Raw genomic sequence first — 14,983 nt, 5'->3', positions numbered from 1 at the left:
TGATGTTAAATGCTGTAAGTACAAGGCGTGTTGCATTCCAAACGCAGGATACCTTGTAATGTTTATAATTTTTATAGTATAATATTCTGCAACAAATTGGATTTCGAAGGGTAATCTGTATTGAAGTGCAGGCCCCGGCTTTCTTTGCGGAAGTTGGCGGCTTTTACGATTAGGTACCCCACGGTAATCATATTACGCAGTTCGCAAAGCTGGGGCGATACTACGGTACGTTCGTACAGGTCTTCTGTTTCTTCATGCAGCATGTCTAGCCGTCGCAGGGCGCGTTGCAGGCGCTCGTTGTTGCGGACTATGCCTACATAATCACTCATCACCGACTTCAGTTCCTTAAGGCTTTGGGTGATGAGGATCATTTCCTTGGGTTCCATGGTGCCACGGGCATCCCAGTCGGGTATATCTTCATTAAATTTGGTACTATCTATCATGGCCACCGCTTGCAGGTAACAGCGGTGGGCAAACACCATGGCTTCTAACAGGGAGTTGCTGGCCAGGCGGTTGGCTCCATGCAGGCCGGTACTGGCACATTCGCCGCAGGCATATAAATGGTTGATAGACGTTTTGCCTACCTCATTGGTTTTAATGCCGCCGCAGCTATAGTGTGCTGCGGGAGCAATGGGTATCATGTCTTTGGTGATATCTATCCCGATAGACTTACACTTTTCGTATATATTGGGAAAGTGGTGGATGAATTTTTCCAGGTCCATGTGGCGGCAGTCCAGGAACACATGTTCGGTGCCGGTGCGTTTCATCTCACTATCTATGGCGCGGGCCACGATGTCGCGGGGGGCCAGTGACAGTCGGGGATCATAGCGATTCATAAAGTCTTCACCAGCATGATTGCGCAGAATGCCGCCGTCGCCACGAACCGCTTCGGTAATGAGGAAGGCATTGCTGACGCCCGGTTCGTATAAAGCGGTGGGGTGGAACTGGATAAATTCCATGTTCTCTATGCGCCCTTTTGCGCGGTATACCATGGCTACGCCGTCGCCGGTGGCAATGCCGGGATTGGTGGTAGTGCGGTACACCTGTCCATTGCCGCCCGTAGCCAGCAGGGTAATACGGGAAAGTATCTTTTCAATACGGTTATTACGTTGGTTCAGCACGTACACACCGTAACATTCTACGTCGAGGGTGCTTTTGGTAACGAGGTAGCCTAGGTGGTGCTGTGTAATGAGATCCACCACGAAGCAATGGGTAACCAGGCTGATATTTTTTCGTTGATGGATTTCCGTTAGCAGGGCGCGTTCTATTTCCTGGCCAGTTACGTCTTTATGGTGAATAACGCGGAATACTGAGTGGCCGCCTTCGCGGCCCACAGAATATTCGCCATTTTCCTCCTTATCAAAATTGGTTCCCCAGGCAATGATCTCGTTTACGCGCTGCGGTCCTTCCCTTACCACGATCTCCACTACTTTGGGATTACAAAGCCCATCCCCTGCAATGAGGGTGTCTTCAATATGCTTTTCGAAACTGTCGTGTTCCAGGTCTTTCACCACCGCCACGCCACCCTGGGCATACTTGGTGTTGGTTTCATCCTCGCGGGTTTTGGTAATGATCATTACCTTTTTATCGGGACATTGCTCCGCCACTTTGAGGGCATAGGTAAGACCTGCAATCCCGGACCCAATCACTAAAAAATCAACTTGCTCCATATTTTTGCATGTTTCGCATTCCGGTAAAACCGGTGCGTGTATCAAAATTAAGGGATAACGCGGGAATTTAGATACCTGGCGGTACTATAAACCAATAAGGCCAGGAAAGCATTCTGTAGAAAGAGCAGGAGGCTGCCAGACAGTGCTATATTCAATTCCAGCGTAGGAAAGGTTATTTTATAACGCAGCAACACAAAGCCAAAAGCCGCCACCATGGATAGTCTTCCTGCTGTTCGCCCTGGTCCTGCAAAGCCATGCACTACTGCTTCAAACAACACGTATAAGGTGATGGCATATAGAATATAGAGCAGGCTAAGCCAGGTAAGAGAGAAAGTAATGGGTGTTATAAAATTGAGTACCACCAGCGTGGTAATAGGTACAAACCCAAACACGGCCACCCAGTTGCAAGGGCAGCGCTGGCCCAGCGAGAAGCGCATTTTCACGAACAGGTAAATTAAAAATGCTGGTACGGAAAACAGGGTAAAAAGATAAGCCCCCATAAAGAAAAAGAACTCCAGGGAACTACTGCGACCGTCAAAGTCTACGGAGCGTAGTGCGACGATATCTTGCGAAAAATTGGCCAGTAAAGCAAACAACATTGGGTAACGGAAGCGGGAGGGCAGGGCAGCGCTGTTCGTCCACCAGAACACCATCAGCAGGGGCATACCTGCTAACAGGGCATAATGACGGCCACCAAACGGCGGCAGCAACACACTGATGAAGATGAGCAGGAAAAGGCCTGCCAGCCATAAAGGGCGCATAGCACCAGGTACGCGGTTAATCTCGGGCATAGTTAAAATTAAGACATAAGTAGTTAATTCAGCTATTTTACAGCAGGATATGAAATAATGAATCATCAAAATTATATGGCGCAGCAGGTGGTGAGCAGTATTACGGCCTTGCAAATAATGCCTACTGCCACCAATATATGTAGTTGTGCCAGGATATGGGTAAGCCCCGGCTAACGTGCAGGCATATACCAGGATGAGCAACAAGCCGGGCTAGGTAAAGGCAATATTATTTTCAGCATTGGTAGAAATGCATAAAGGCTGGAATTAACTATTCAGCAGCACTAAAAAAGTAGAGCCCTTACCGGGATCGCTGCTCACTTTCAATTGTCCGTTGTGAAGTTGGATGATCTGCTGGGAAAGGCTTAATCCTATACCAGAGCCGGTACGTTTGGTCGTGAAGAATGGAATAAAGATCTTATCGAGTGCATCCTCATCAATGCCGGGTCCATTGTCTGCCACGGAAATAACCACCAGCTGTCCGCCCTGGAGGTTGGTGATAATACTGATAGAGGGGTTTTCGGTATGCTCCAATGCGTCCATGGCGTTTTTTACGAGGTTGATGAGTACCATTTGCATTTGCGAAATATCGGCATGCACTTCCACGTCTGTCTGGATAGATAAGGTTACGCCAATGCCAGCCTTTTTCAAGGCGGGTAGTAGTAACTGGTACACATCGTTCACTAGTGTTTTTACGGAGATCAATGTGAACTGCGGCGCTGGCAGGGTAGTATAATCTCGGTAGGCATTTACAAAATTCATAATACCCTTGCTGCGGTTTTCGATGGTAGACAAGGCTTCCTGCAGGTCTGCCACGGCCTCTTGTGCGGGTATTATGGGCGCAATGTCCATATCTACTATCTCTTGCATGGTGTCTATGAGTGAAACGATAGGGGTAATGGAATTCATGATCTCATGACGGAGAATGCGGGCCAGGTTCTGCCAAGACTCCAGTTCTTTTTGCTGTAATTCTGCATGGATGTTTTGAATGGAAAGCAGTTTAATAGCCCGCCCTTGTAAGCTGATCGCTGTGGCATGAATGGAAAGCTGCTGGCCATTCTGTGTTTGATACAATATTTTTTTGCCAGAGGCCAGTCCTAATAACAACTCGCTGAGGTTTTCATGGCTATTCTTTAGCTCCGTAATGTAACGCAGGCGGTAAATACCCAGGAAGCGAAAGGCGGCCGGGTTAATCAGCTCTATCTTGCCGGAGGCATCAAAACTCAGTACGCCGATGCTAATGTGCTGGATAATGGTATCAATGTATTTCAGGTTGGCCTCTTTTTCTGCGCGGGTTTGACGAAAGGCTTCCATTACTTCATTGAACTGTTGGTTAAGTGCTGCGAAACTGGTGCCCAGCTTATTATCGGCACTGAAACGGATAGAAAAATCGCCATAGCGGATTGATTCTAGGAACAGGGTGAGCTTGCGGTTTATCCGGGAAATATAATACACGAGGTAATATAGTTCCACCCCCAGCAATACGGCGCAAATGAGGCCCAGCACGGGCGTTACCTGCATCCATAAGCAAGCACCGAGTACGATGGTGGCCGTGATCAGGGCCACCCGCAAGAGTATATGTAGTGTAAAACGGTTCAAGCGCTAAAGATTATATTTTTCCAGCCGGCGATAAAGTGCGGCCCTGCTTAGGCCCAGTTCCCGTGCGGCTTCTGTAATATTGCCATTGCATTTTTTCAAGGCTTGCACAATCATGTTGCGTTCCATTTCTTCCAGGTTGTAGCCTGTATTGTCGGACAATTCTGGTTCGGCATTTTTAATAAATACATCCTTGGGTTGCAGGGTTTTGCCCTGGCACAAGATTACGGCGCGCTCTATGGCATGCTGTAGCTCACGGATATTGCCGGGCCAATCGTATTGCTGTAGCTGATTGGCCAGAGAATCGCTGATGCCGGTTACCGGGCGTTGATAACGCAGCCGGTATTGCTCCAGGAAATGCAGGGCCAGTGGCAGAATGTCTTCTGTACGTTCGCGCAGCGGCGGAAGCTGAATGGCAATGGTATTAATTCGGTACAGTAGGTCCTGTCGAAACTGCTGCTGGGCGGCCATTTGCTGGATATTACGGTTGGTAGCGCAGATAAGTCGCACATCCAGTGGAATCAGTTTATTGGAGCCAACGCGGGTAACAGAACGGTTTTGCAGCACGGTGAGCAATTTAGCTTGCAGGGGTAACGTGATGTTGCCCAACTCATCGAGGAAAATTGTGCCACCATTGGCTTCTTCAAAACGGCCTTTGCGGTCGTCGCGGGCATCTGTGAAGGCGCCTTTTACGTGTCCAAACAATTCGCTTTCAAAAAGCGATTCGCTGATGGCACCCAGGTCTACGCCTACAAAGGGTTTGTCCTTGCGTAAAGAAAGCGTATGGATATGGCGGGCCAACACGTCTTTGCCGGTGCCATTTTCTCCCAGGATCAAAATATTTGCATCGGTATTAGCCACGCGCGATACGGTTTCAAACACAGCTTGCATAGCGGGGCTTTGACCTATGAGGTGTTGGCTATTGTTGCTATTGGCTTTTTCTTTTTGGGTGGCCCGGCGTTTTTGCAAGGCGGCATGCACGGTGTCCAGCAGTTTCTGGTTTTCCCAGGGCTTCAGCACAAAATCTGCAGCGCCTGCTTTGATAGCGCGTACTGCCATCTCTACATCGCCATAGGCTGTAAACAGGATTACGGCAGATTGGGGTTTGGTATCCAGGATGCGGTCTAGCCATTCAAAACCCTCCTTACCACTGCTTAGGTCGCGGGTAAAGTTCATATCCAGCAGGATCACATCATAATCGAAATTGGAAACCAGGTAGGGGATCTTCTGGGGATTCTTTTCAAAATCTACCTGCTCAAAATGTCTTTTCAGCAGCAGGCGTGCGGCGCGCAGCACATCCAGGTCGTCATCAATAATTAAGATTTTGGCCGGGTCTAGTGTAATCATATGTTTAATTGTGAAAAAGGGTGGAGCAAACGGTGTTCCTGTTCTGCAGATTAGGCACTAATATCGTCTCAAAACCGGACGTACCAATATAATAAAAGATTTGACGCTGTAACCACGTATCGGTACTGGCAGGATTAAATCGTCCGGAAATGAACAAGATATGTTCAACAGCGTACGCTTGTAATTAGTAAAATCCTTGTAAAGTGCCTATTGTCAAGCATTTCGGCGTTTGGCACATGTATTGGCTCACCCTGTTCAGCCAATAATCTTTAAGACACCGCTATGGATAAGAAAATTGAAAAAAAGTACTGGAATAGAAAGCGAATATTTTACATCGCCGGTGGTACCCTGGTAGCGTTGCTGCTCGGCTATAACCTCATCTTTGCCGACCACCGTTCCAAACTTAACGTAGAAAAAGACAAAGTAACTATTTCAAAAGTGAGCCAGGGCCCTTTTGATGATTATATTGCGGTTACCGCCGTAGTGCTACCGCTCAATACCATTCGCCTGGATGCCATACAGGGCGGGTATGTAACCAGGAAATTCCTGGAGGGCGGCAGTATGGTAAAAAAGGGCGATTCTATCCTGCGCCTGGAAAACCAACATGTAATGATGGATTATGTGAACCACGAAACGGAAATTTACCGGCTTATCAATGAACTGGAAAACTCGAAACTGAGCCTCAAACAAAATCACTACGAATCGGAAAAAACATTGGCAGACCTAGACCGCCAGATCTCGCAGGCCAAAGATCTTTATGAAAGGAACAAGCAACTGGTAGACGAACGCATTGTATCGCGACAGGAATTTAATAAGAATAAATACGAATTGGAAGGATTAACCCACCAGCGTGATATCCAGGCCCAGTACCAACAATTCCAAGAAGAAAACGCCCGTGTTCAGGTGGCCCAGCTAAGCGGCACCGTAGCACGCAGTCAGCGCAACTTGGCCCTTATGAAAGAAAACCTTAGCAACCTGGTAGTACGCGCACCGGTGGATGGGCAACTATCCAGCATAGATGTAGAAGTAGGCTCCAATATTGTAGAAGGGCAGAACCTTGGCCAGATCGATGACATCACAGGATTTAAAATGCGCGCCACTGTAGACGAGCATTATCTCACCCGCGTATTTGCCGGGCTGAAAGCTACGTTTGAATTTAACGGTGGTAATTACGAACTTACTGTTACCAAGGTGTACCCCGAAATAAAGGATGGTAGCTTTGCGGTAGACCTGAACTTTGGAAAACAGGCCCCGGATGGCATTCGCCGCGGCCAGTCTTCGCCTATCCGGTTGGAACTAGGCAAGTCTGCCTCCGCTACCCTGCTACCCAGTGGGGGCTTCTTCTCCGACACAGGCGGCAACTGGGTATACGTGGTAGACAACAGCGGGCGCCGTGCCGTGAAGCGCAACATTACCCTGGGTCGCAAGAACCCGATGTACTATGAAGTACTAGAAGGCCTGCATCCAGGTGAACAGGTGATCACCTCCTCCTACGAAACATTTGGCAACAAAGAAGTACTTGAATTCTAATTATACATCGACTAAAATAACTATCAATGATACGTACCGTGAACTTACAAAAATTGTTTGCTACCGAAGAAGTAGAAACTACTGCCCTCAATGGCATTAACCTCGAAATAAAAGACGGAGAATTTGTTGCGATCATGGGTCCTTCCGGCTGTGGCAAATCGACTTTACTTAACATCATTGGTCTGTTAGACAGTCCCACTGGCGGTGAGTATCATTTCTGGGACAAAGAAGTGGGTCACATGAGTGAAAGGCAACGCGCCCAGCTTCGCAAAGGCGCCATTGGCTTTGTGTTCCAGAGTTTTAATCTGATAGACGAGCTTACCGTTTACGAAAATGTAGAACTGCCTTTACTCTACCTGAAAGTACCCGTGTCTGAGCGCAAAGAAAAGGTAGAGAAAGTGCTGGAGCGCATGAACATTATGCACCGTCGTAATCACTTCCCGCAGCAGTTGTCTGGCGGGCAGCAACAGCGCGTGGCCATTGCCCGCGCCGTGGTGGCAGCTCCAAAACTTATCCTGGCGGATGAACCAACGGGCAACCTGGACTCCACCAATGGGGAAGAGGTCATGAAGTTGCTGCAAGAATTAAACGATGCCGGCACCACCCTGATCATGGTTACCCATTCGCCTTACGACGCTGGTTTTGCCCACCGCATCATCAACCTCTTTGACGGGCGTGTGGTAACGGAAAATATCAAAGAACAATTTCACGTGTAATCGTTTGCGTTATACATTTAACACGGTCATTACCTGGCCGAAAACCTTTTCAACAATCAGACACCGCCATATATGTTTAGAACCTACCTGAAAATAGCCTGGAGAAATCTTTGGAAATCGAAAGTAATAACTGGCGTGAATCTGCTGGGTATGACGGTCGCTTTTGCGGCAGCACTACTGTTGGGCATGACGGTGTTTTTTGAAAATTCTTACGATGCCTTTCACAAAAATAAGTCGGCCATTTTCCAGGTGTACCGCAGTGAAAACACCCGGCAAAAAGTGAACGAAAAGGCCAACCTGCCTGCCGCCTTGCAACCCACCATGCTGGCGGAAATGAACAACATAAAGGCTTCCACTCGCTTCATTTCCACGGGAGGACTGGTTCGTTATGGTGATCAGCAACTCAGCGAAAACATAGACCTGGTGGATGGAGATTACTTTCGCATGTTTACCTTCCCGGTGGTAGAGGGTGCGCATGAACCATTGCAAGAGCTGAACAATATGGTCCTTTCTCAAAAGATCGCCAAGGCTTTGTTTGGCCGGGAATCGCCGGTGGGCAAAACGGTGCAGGTAAATATGGGAAATGGTTTTGAAGGCTATGTAGTGACTGCGGTGGTGGCCGATCCCCCGGCCAATTCTTCCTTCGACAATGCCCTCTACCTGCGTTTTGAAAAATTTGTGGACTATCCTGTTGTAAAAAACCTGTGGGGTGCAAGCGTAGCCAGCCAGTTCGTCCAATTGAAAGACCCTTCTAAAACAGCCGCTTTCCTGGCTGGCACGCAGTCTATCGTACAGAAATACCTGAAAGATTTTTTGGTGCAGGATAAAAAAGATGGTGTAAAACCCAGTGCCGACGGTACTTATCGCCGTTATGGCCTTATTCCCTTGCCGGAAATGCATTTCAACGCCATCAGCAGCATGGGTGCAGGTGTGGGACACCGGTATATTTTGCTGTTGATGCTTATTACTGGCTTTATCTTATTCATCGCCGCCACCAACTTTGTAAACATCACGCTGGCGCGCGCCTTTGGACGTGGCCGGGAGATCGGGATGCGGAAGGTGATGGGGGCGCTGCGGCAGCAACTTGTTTTGCAATTATGGAGTGAAGCGTTTATTCAGTGCAGCATTGCCCTATTGCTGGGCCTTGCTGTGGCAGCTTTGCTGCTGCCTGCCTTTAACGCTACCTTCCGGGCCAATATTCATTTTTCGCTGTTGTATACACCCCGTTTACTGAGCAGCGTACTGGCCTGCTTTGGCATTGTTACCCTGCTGGCGGGCGGTTATCCTGCCTGGCGTATGGCGCGGCAAAATACGCTGCTGGTACTGAAAGGCAAGGTAGCGGCGGGCAAAAACAATGGCCTGCGTAATATCTTGATCGTGGCGCAGTTTGTCATTGCGGCAGCCCTCATCTGCTGCACGCTCATTGCATGGCAGCAGGTAAGCTACCTGCGTAACCAGCCCTTGGGTTATAATAAATCGGAAGTAATCAGCATCCCGCTGGAAACCGGCTCTGATCCTGAAAAATTGATCCGGCTACTGCGCGACCGTTTAAGCAGCCAAAGCCAGGTGCGCAGTATCAGCGGCGCCGATGTGAACCTGGGTCGTGGGCTAGATGGGGGCAACAGCACTTCCATCATGGGCTTCACCTATAATGATCACAGCGTACAAACCCACTGGATGAACGTAGGGTACGATTATCTTTCCACGCTGGACCTGCAGTTGCTGGCAGGCCGCGACTTCTCGCGCAATCATCCTACCGATGTGCAGGAAGGCCTGGTGATTAACGAGGCAATGGCCAGAGAGCTGGGTGGGGTGCAAACAGCTATTGGCGTGCGGCTGCCGCTGGGTGTGAACGACAGCCTGATGACGGTGATTGGCGTAGTGAAAGATTTTAATTATCAATCCCTGAAAAACAATATAGATCCGCTGAGCATAACCATTCGCGCCCCTTCTTACCTGAACTATATTTTCGTGAAGGTAGCTCCCGGTCATTTACCTGCCTCTATGGATCTGGTAAAGAAAGCCTGGATAGCACTGGAGCCGGGCAAACCTTTCCAGGGATCTTTCCTGGATGAAAATACCGAAAGGCAATACCGGCAGGAGGGAAGGCTTACCAGCATCTTCATCAGCAGCGCTGTGCTGGCCATCGTAATTGCTTGCATGGGATTGTTTGCCATTGCGGTAATGGCCATGTCGCTGCGTACCCGTGAAGTGGGCATCCGCAAAGTACTGGGGGCTAGTGTAAATAGCATTGTGGCCCTGCTTTCCGGCGATTTCCTGAAGTTGGTGGCACTGGCTATTGTCCTGGCCATACCCGTATCGTGGTGGGCGATGAACCAGTGGCTGGCGGATTACGCCTATCGCATTCAAATTCATATAGGCGTCTTTGTAGTGGCGGCTTTCCTAGGCTTGGGCATTGCTTTCCTTACCATTAGTTTTAATGCCGTCCGTACGGCACTGGCCAACCCGGTGAATAGCCTGCGCAGTGAATAGCGCAGCTACCTTCCATCATTGTACTACTGTTTAAAATTAGCTTACCGCATTATGATACAATTAAAACACATTAGCAAGAGTTACCCGGCAGGCTTTGGGAAAGTGAATATTCTGCATGATATAGACCTGGTGATCCATGATGGGGAATTTGTGTCTATCATGGGGCCTTCCGGCAGCGGAAAGTCTACCCTGCTGCATATCATAGGCCTATTGGAAGAGCCTACAGATGGGCAATACATTTTTGATGGGGAGCTGGTGAGCAAACTGAATGAAAAGAAAAGAACGCAATTGCATCGTGGTCAAATTGGCTTCGTATTCCAGGCTTATCACCTCATCGATGAACTTACGGTGTATGAAAATATAGAAACCCCGCTGCTCTATAAAAAAATGGGTGCCAGCGAGCGTAAAAGCAAGGTGGCCGATATCCTGGACCGCTTTAATATCGTGGCTAAGAAAGACCTCTTTCCTGCCCAGCTTTCCGGCGGGCAGCAACAATTGGTGGGCATTGCCCGCGCCGTAGTGGCGCAGCCGCAAGTGCTCCTGGCAGACGAACCTACCGGCAACCTGCACTCCGAGCAGGCCCGCCAGATTATGGAACTTTTCCGCACCCTGAACGAACAGGATAAGATCACCATTATTCAAGTAACCCACTCCGAAGAAAATGCCAGTTATGGCCAGCGCGTGATCCGGCTACAGGATGGAAAAGTATTGGCTTAATGCCAATTGGACCTGCCCAGTAAATTTATCTTGTCCGGCACGCTGGTCAGCCTATTCCTATATTTCTAAATAGTACCCTAAATATTATATCATGTTTTGCATTAACTTAGTGCGGCACCGCATCATGCCTGCTCGTATACTGCCCCTGGTGTGGAAAATTCAACTGGCGCTGCCACAACTATATTCAGATTTACCCATGAAGTTATTCACCCCGGCAAGTATTGGCTTGCTCATCCTTTTACAAGTAGCTAGCGTGCAGCCTGCGGCCGCCCAAATTGCCGATTCTACCCGTACCTGGACATTGCAGGAAAGTGTGGACTATGCCATGCAGCATAATATTACCATTAAGCAGCAGGATGTTACGAAACGGTTTGCAGAGCTTACTTATCAGCAAAGCAAGTTGGCGCAGGTACCTACCGTGGTTGGTAATGTAAGCGAGAACTATAACCTGGGCCGTACGGTTGACCTTACCTCTTATGAGTATGTAAACAAGGGATATTTTGCTACCAGTGCCAATTTTCAATCGAGTGCCACCTTATTCAACTGGTTCTCGGCGCGCAACCGCATTGCCGGCAACCGCTTTGAAGCACAGGCGAACAACTTCCTGCTGGAAAAGGCTCGCAACGACATTGCCCTCAATATTGCCCAGGCATTTTTGCAAATCCTGCTGAACAATGAACAGGTGCATATCAGTGAAAACCAGTTAAAGCTTACCAACTCCCAGTTAGAAAATACCCGCAAGCAGGTAATAGCCGGTGCGGTACCAGAAAGTAATCAAGCCGATCTCGAAGCCCAGCAGGCCCGCGATAGCAGTACGCTGGTGAGCGCGCAAACCACGGCTATTGTTTCTGTACTACAGATGAAAGCCTTGCTGAACCTGGGTTTTGATCAGCCTTATGTGCCGCAGATACCGGGCAATATCGCCGATATTCCTATGCCCCACCTTACCGAACTGTCGCCCGAAATGGTATTCAGCGCAGCACAATCTACCTACCCGCTTATCCGGGCAGACCAATTACGTATAAAAGAGTACGATAAACTGGTAAAATCGGCGAGGGGATCGCTGTTCCCCACCATTGGCCTGTCAGGCTATTGGGGGTCTAATTATTCTGCGCAGGCTATGGGTAAATTTGGGCGTCAGTTCAGCGATAACTTTCAGCAGACCTATGCGGCAGGCTTGAACATCCCTATCCTCAATGGCTGGCAGTTGCGCACTAATTACAACAAATCAAAACTAAATCTTGAGCAGCAAAAGCTCACGACAGACGCAGACAACCAGCAATTAAGAGAAGATATTTATACGGCCTATGCCAACGCCGTAGGCTCTTTACAGAAATACAACGCCGCTTCCCGTACCGTGGAAGCATCGCAGCGCGCTTTTGACTTTGCCGGAAAACGTTACGAACTGGGGCTGATGAATACGATCGATTTCATCACCACCCAGAGTAACCTGTTCCGGGCACAAATCGATAAAGTGTCTGCTTTGTACGACTACATCTTTAAAATGAAGCTGCTGGAGTTTTACCGGGATCAACATATTTCCCTGTAAATACCTCCCGCGGTTTCTATCAACACACACCACCGCAATATGAAAAAAAGGACGCTCTATTGGATTGGAGGGATACTGGTAGTGATTGTGCTTATTATCGTGGGTTATAAAGCCACCCACAAAGATGAGGGCATTAAGGTCGCTACCGACAAAGCAGCCACCCGCGATATTATTGAAGTAGTATCTGCAAGCGGTAAAATCTATCCTGAAACGGAGGTGAAAGTAAGCTCCGACGTATCGGGTGAAATTACCGACCTGCTAGTAATGGAGGGCGATTCCGTTAAAAAGGGTCAAACCCTGGCCCGTATTTATGCCGACATTTACGGCTCCCAATTAGACCGTGCCACGGCTGCCTATAGTCAGTCGCAGGCCCTGCTGGCCAATTCCCATGCAGCCCTCAGCTCCTATGAGGCCAAACTGGCCCAGGCCAAGGCCGCTTACGACCGTAATAAAGCACTCAATGAACAAAAAGTAGTGAGCCGCTCGGAGTTCGAAACTGCCCAGGCAAATTACCTTTCTGCTCAGGCAGATTATAATGCAGCCTTGCAATCTATTAACAGTAACAAATTTGCCGTAGCCAGCGCCCAGGCTAACGTTACGGAAGCCAATAAAACATTGGGCCGCACCACCATAGACGCTCCCATGTCTGGGGTGATTTCCCTGCTATCTGTTAAGAAGGGTGAACGCGTGGTAGGTACCGCCCAGATGACGGGTACTGAAATGTTGCGCATTGCCGACCTGAGCGTAATTGAAACGCAGGTAGACGTGGGAGAGAACGACGTACCCAAAGTGCATTATGGCGATACCGCTATTGTAGAAGTAGACGCCTACAGCGACCGTAAGTTCAAAGGCATTGTAACACAAATTGCCGCCTCCAACAAAGGCGCCGCGCTCACTAATACCACCACCAGCAGTAGTTCCTCCGCCGAGCAGGTGACGAATTATGTAGTACACATCCGCCTGTTACGCAATAGCTACGCAGACCTGATAGACCCTTCCCATCCCAAAAACTTTCCTTTTCGCCCAGGCATGAGCGCCAGCGTAAACATTCAGACCCGTACCCATAAAAACGTGCTGGCCGTACCCGTGAACGCAGTGACCACCCGTGAAATAAAAGATACTACCAAAATAAAAGGCAAGGAGGGCCGGGCCGAAACCGGTGAAACAGGGCATACAGACGACAATAAAGAAGTGGTATTCATAGTGCAGAAAGATGGTACGGTAAAACAGGTAGCAGTAACAACTGATGTACAGGACGACGATTATATAGAGATCAAAACCGGCCTGAAAGCAGGGGATGAAGTGGTGAGCGCACCCTATCCGGCCATTTCCCGGCAGTTGGAAAACGGGAAAAAAGTGAAAGTAGTACCGGCCAAAGATCTTTTTGATGTTAAAAAATAAGGATGCTTCATCCTAAATAGATGTCCCTGGTTGCCACATGCGCATCCCGGGACATCTGTTTTTAAGAAGGTACGCGCTAAGTAATACATTCCTTTTAGTTACTTTGCGCAAAAATACCCAAGAACGTGAGTAAGGCAAATCCGATCGCCATCGTAGGCAGCGGCAGTTGGGCCACCGCTTTGGCCAAAATCCTGACCGACAACGGCCAGTGTGTATACTGGTGGATACGCAATGAAGATACCATCCGCCATATGCAACTACGCCATCACAATAAACATTACCTCACCTCCGTATATTTTAATACTGCCCTGTTGCAACTGAGCGACAACCTGCAAACGGTAATTGCGGCTTGTGACACGGTTATTCTCGCCGTTCCATCGGCCTTTCTTACATCGGTGCTGGACGCACTCCCGGCAGATGCTTTGCGGAATAAAAATGTGATCTCCGCCATCAAAGGCATGATCCCCGATGAAAACCGCCTCATTAATGAATACCTGCTCAATAAATTCAGCCTGCCGCTGGAGCAGTATTTTACCATCACGGGTCCGTGTCATGCAGAGGAAGTGGCGGCGGAAAAGCTTTCCTATCTTACTTTTTCGGGACTGCAACCGGCGTCGGCGTCGGCCATGGCAGCATTATTTACCAATGCTAATTTACAGACCGTGGTGAATACCGATGTTATCGGGGTGCAGTATGCGGCGCTACTCAAAAATATTTATGCGCTCGGTGCCGGTATCGCCCATGGGCTGGATTATGGAGATAACTTTCTGAGCGTACTCATTACAAATTCTTTCCGTGAGATGCAGGGTTTCCTGGAAAAGTATGGGCATTATGCAGGCACAGAACACCATCTGGCACCGGAGCATGACTACAATGCCAGCGCCTACCTTGGTGATCTGCTGGTTACCTGTTACAGCCTGCATAGCCGCAACCGCACCTTTGGTAATATGATTGGTAAAGGTTATAGTGTGAAATCGGCCCAGTTGGAAATGAACATGGTAGCGGAAGGTTATTATGCGAGTAAATGTATTTATGAGATAAACAAAGAAGTAGGCGCTTACATGCCGTTGGCCCAAGCGGTATATGCTATCCTCTGGGAAGATCAAAATGCTGCGGAAGCATTTTTGTCGCTGGAGAAAGGCTTTATCTAAATCCTACAGAAATACCCTTTGTGCA

General features: G+C 48.8%; 11 protein-coding genes. 7 read left to right on the top strand and 4 right to left on the bottom strand.

Features of this window, described 5'->3' with window-relative positions:
- Positions 1 to 71: 71 nt before the first annotated feature.
- From nadB to GA0116948_RS18020, 4 genes are all read right to left on the bottom strand, one after another.
- Complete coding sequence (gene nadB, locus GA0116948_RS18035) at positions 72 to 1,670, bottom strand: L-aspartate oxidase (protein WP_089714794.1); 1,599 nt, start codon at positions 1,668 to 1,670, stop codon at positions 72 to 74.
- A 47-nt stretch (positions 1,671 to 1,717) separates the two neighbouring features.
- Positions 1,718 to 2,461 (bottom strand): hypothetical protein, encoded by a 744-nt coding sequence (locus GA0116948_RS18030; RefSeq protein WP_123891860.1) that lies wholly within the window; start codon positions 2,459 to 2,461, stop codon positions 1,718 to 1,720.
- A gap of 264 nt (positions 2,462 to 2,725) precedes the next feature.
- The gene (locus tag GA0116948_RS18025) at positions 2,726 to 4,057 is read right to left on the bottom strand and encodes a sensor histidine kinase (protein WP_089714791.1); all 1,332 of its coding nucleotides are present in this window, start codon (positions 4,055 to 4,057) and stop codon (positions 2,726 to 2,728) included.
- Positions 4,058 to 4,060: 3 nt separating this feature from the next.
- Positions 4,061 to 5,401 (bottom strand): sigma-54-dependent transcriptional regulator, encoded by a 1,341-nt coding sequence (locus GA0116948_RS18020; RefSeq protein WP_089714789.1) that lies wholly within the window; start codon positions 5,399 to 5,401, stop codon positions 4,061 to 4,063.
- Positions 5,402 to 5,683: 282 nt separating this feature from the next.
- On the opposite strand from GA0116948_RS18020, the gene GA0116948_RS18015 reads away from it, so the two are divergent.
- The 7 genes from GA0116948_RS18015 (at position 5,684) to GA0116948_RS17985 (ending at position 14,958) form a co-directional block, all read left to right on the top strand.
- Positions 5,684 to 6,931 (top strand): efflux RND transporter periplasmic adaptor subunit, encoded by a 1,248-nt coding sequence (locus tag GA0116948_RS18015; protein WP_089714787.1) that lies wholly within the window; start codon positions 5,684 to 5,686, stop codon positions 6,929 to 6,931.
- A gap of 26 nt (positions 6,932 to 6,957) precedes the next feature.
- The gene (locus GA0116948_RS18010; protein WP_089714785.1) at positions 6,958 to 7,647 is read left to right on the top strand and encodes an ABC transporter ATP-binding protein; all 690 of its coding nucleotides are present in this window, start codon (positions 6,958 to 6,960) and stop codon (positions 7,645 to 7,647) included.
- A gap of 72 nt (positions 7,648 to 7,719) precedes the next feature.
- Entirely contained in the window at positions 7,720 to 10,140 is a 2,421-nt protein-coding gene (locus GA0116948_RS18005) for an ABC transporter permease (protein ID WP_089714784.1), read from the top strand.
- A gap of 51 nt (positions 10,141 to 10,191) precedes the next feature.
- Positions 10,192 to 10,857: an ABC transporter ATP-binding protein gene (locus tag GA0116948_RS18000; RefSeq protein WP_089714782.1), complete on the top strand. Its 666-nt coding sequence runs from the start codon at positions 10,192 to 10,194 to the stop codon at positions 10,855 to 10,857.
- 91 nt (positions 10,858 to 10,948) lie between these two features.
- Positions 10,949 to 12,406, top strand: a complete 1,458-nt coding sequence (locus tag GA0116948_RS17995; protein ID WP_089714780.1) for a TolC family protein — start codon at positions 10,949 to 10,951, stop codon at positions 12,404 to 12,406.
- 39 nt (positions 12,407 to 12,445) lie between these two features.
- Positions 12,446 to 13,807 (top strand): efflux RND transporter periplasmic adaptor subunit, encoded by a 1,362-nt coding sequence (locus GA0116948_RS17990; RefSeq protein ID WP_089714778.1) that lies wholly within the window; start codon positions 12,446 to 12,448, stop codon positions 13,805 to 13,807.
- Between the two features lie 125 nt (positions 13,808 to 13,932).
- On the top strand, positions 13,933 to 14,958 hold the full coding sequence (locus GA0116948_RS17985; RefSeq protein ID WP_089714777.1) for an NAD(P)H-dependent glycerol-3-phosphate dehydrogenase: 1,026 nt from the start codon (positions 13,933 to 13,935) through the stop codon (positions 14,956 to 14,958).
- Positions 14,959 to 14,983 lie beyond the last annotated feature (25 nt).

The organism is Chitinophaga costaii, from assembly GCF_900094705.1.
Classification (GTDB): Bacteria; Bacteroidota; Bacteroidia; order Chitinophagales; family Chitinophagaceae; genus Chitinophaga; species Chitinophaga costaii.
Note: the sequence above shows the minus strand (reverse complement) of the source record. Positions and strands in the feature narration are given on the sequence as shown.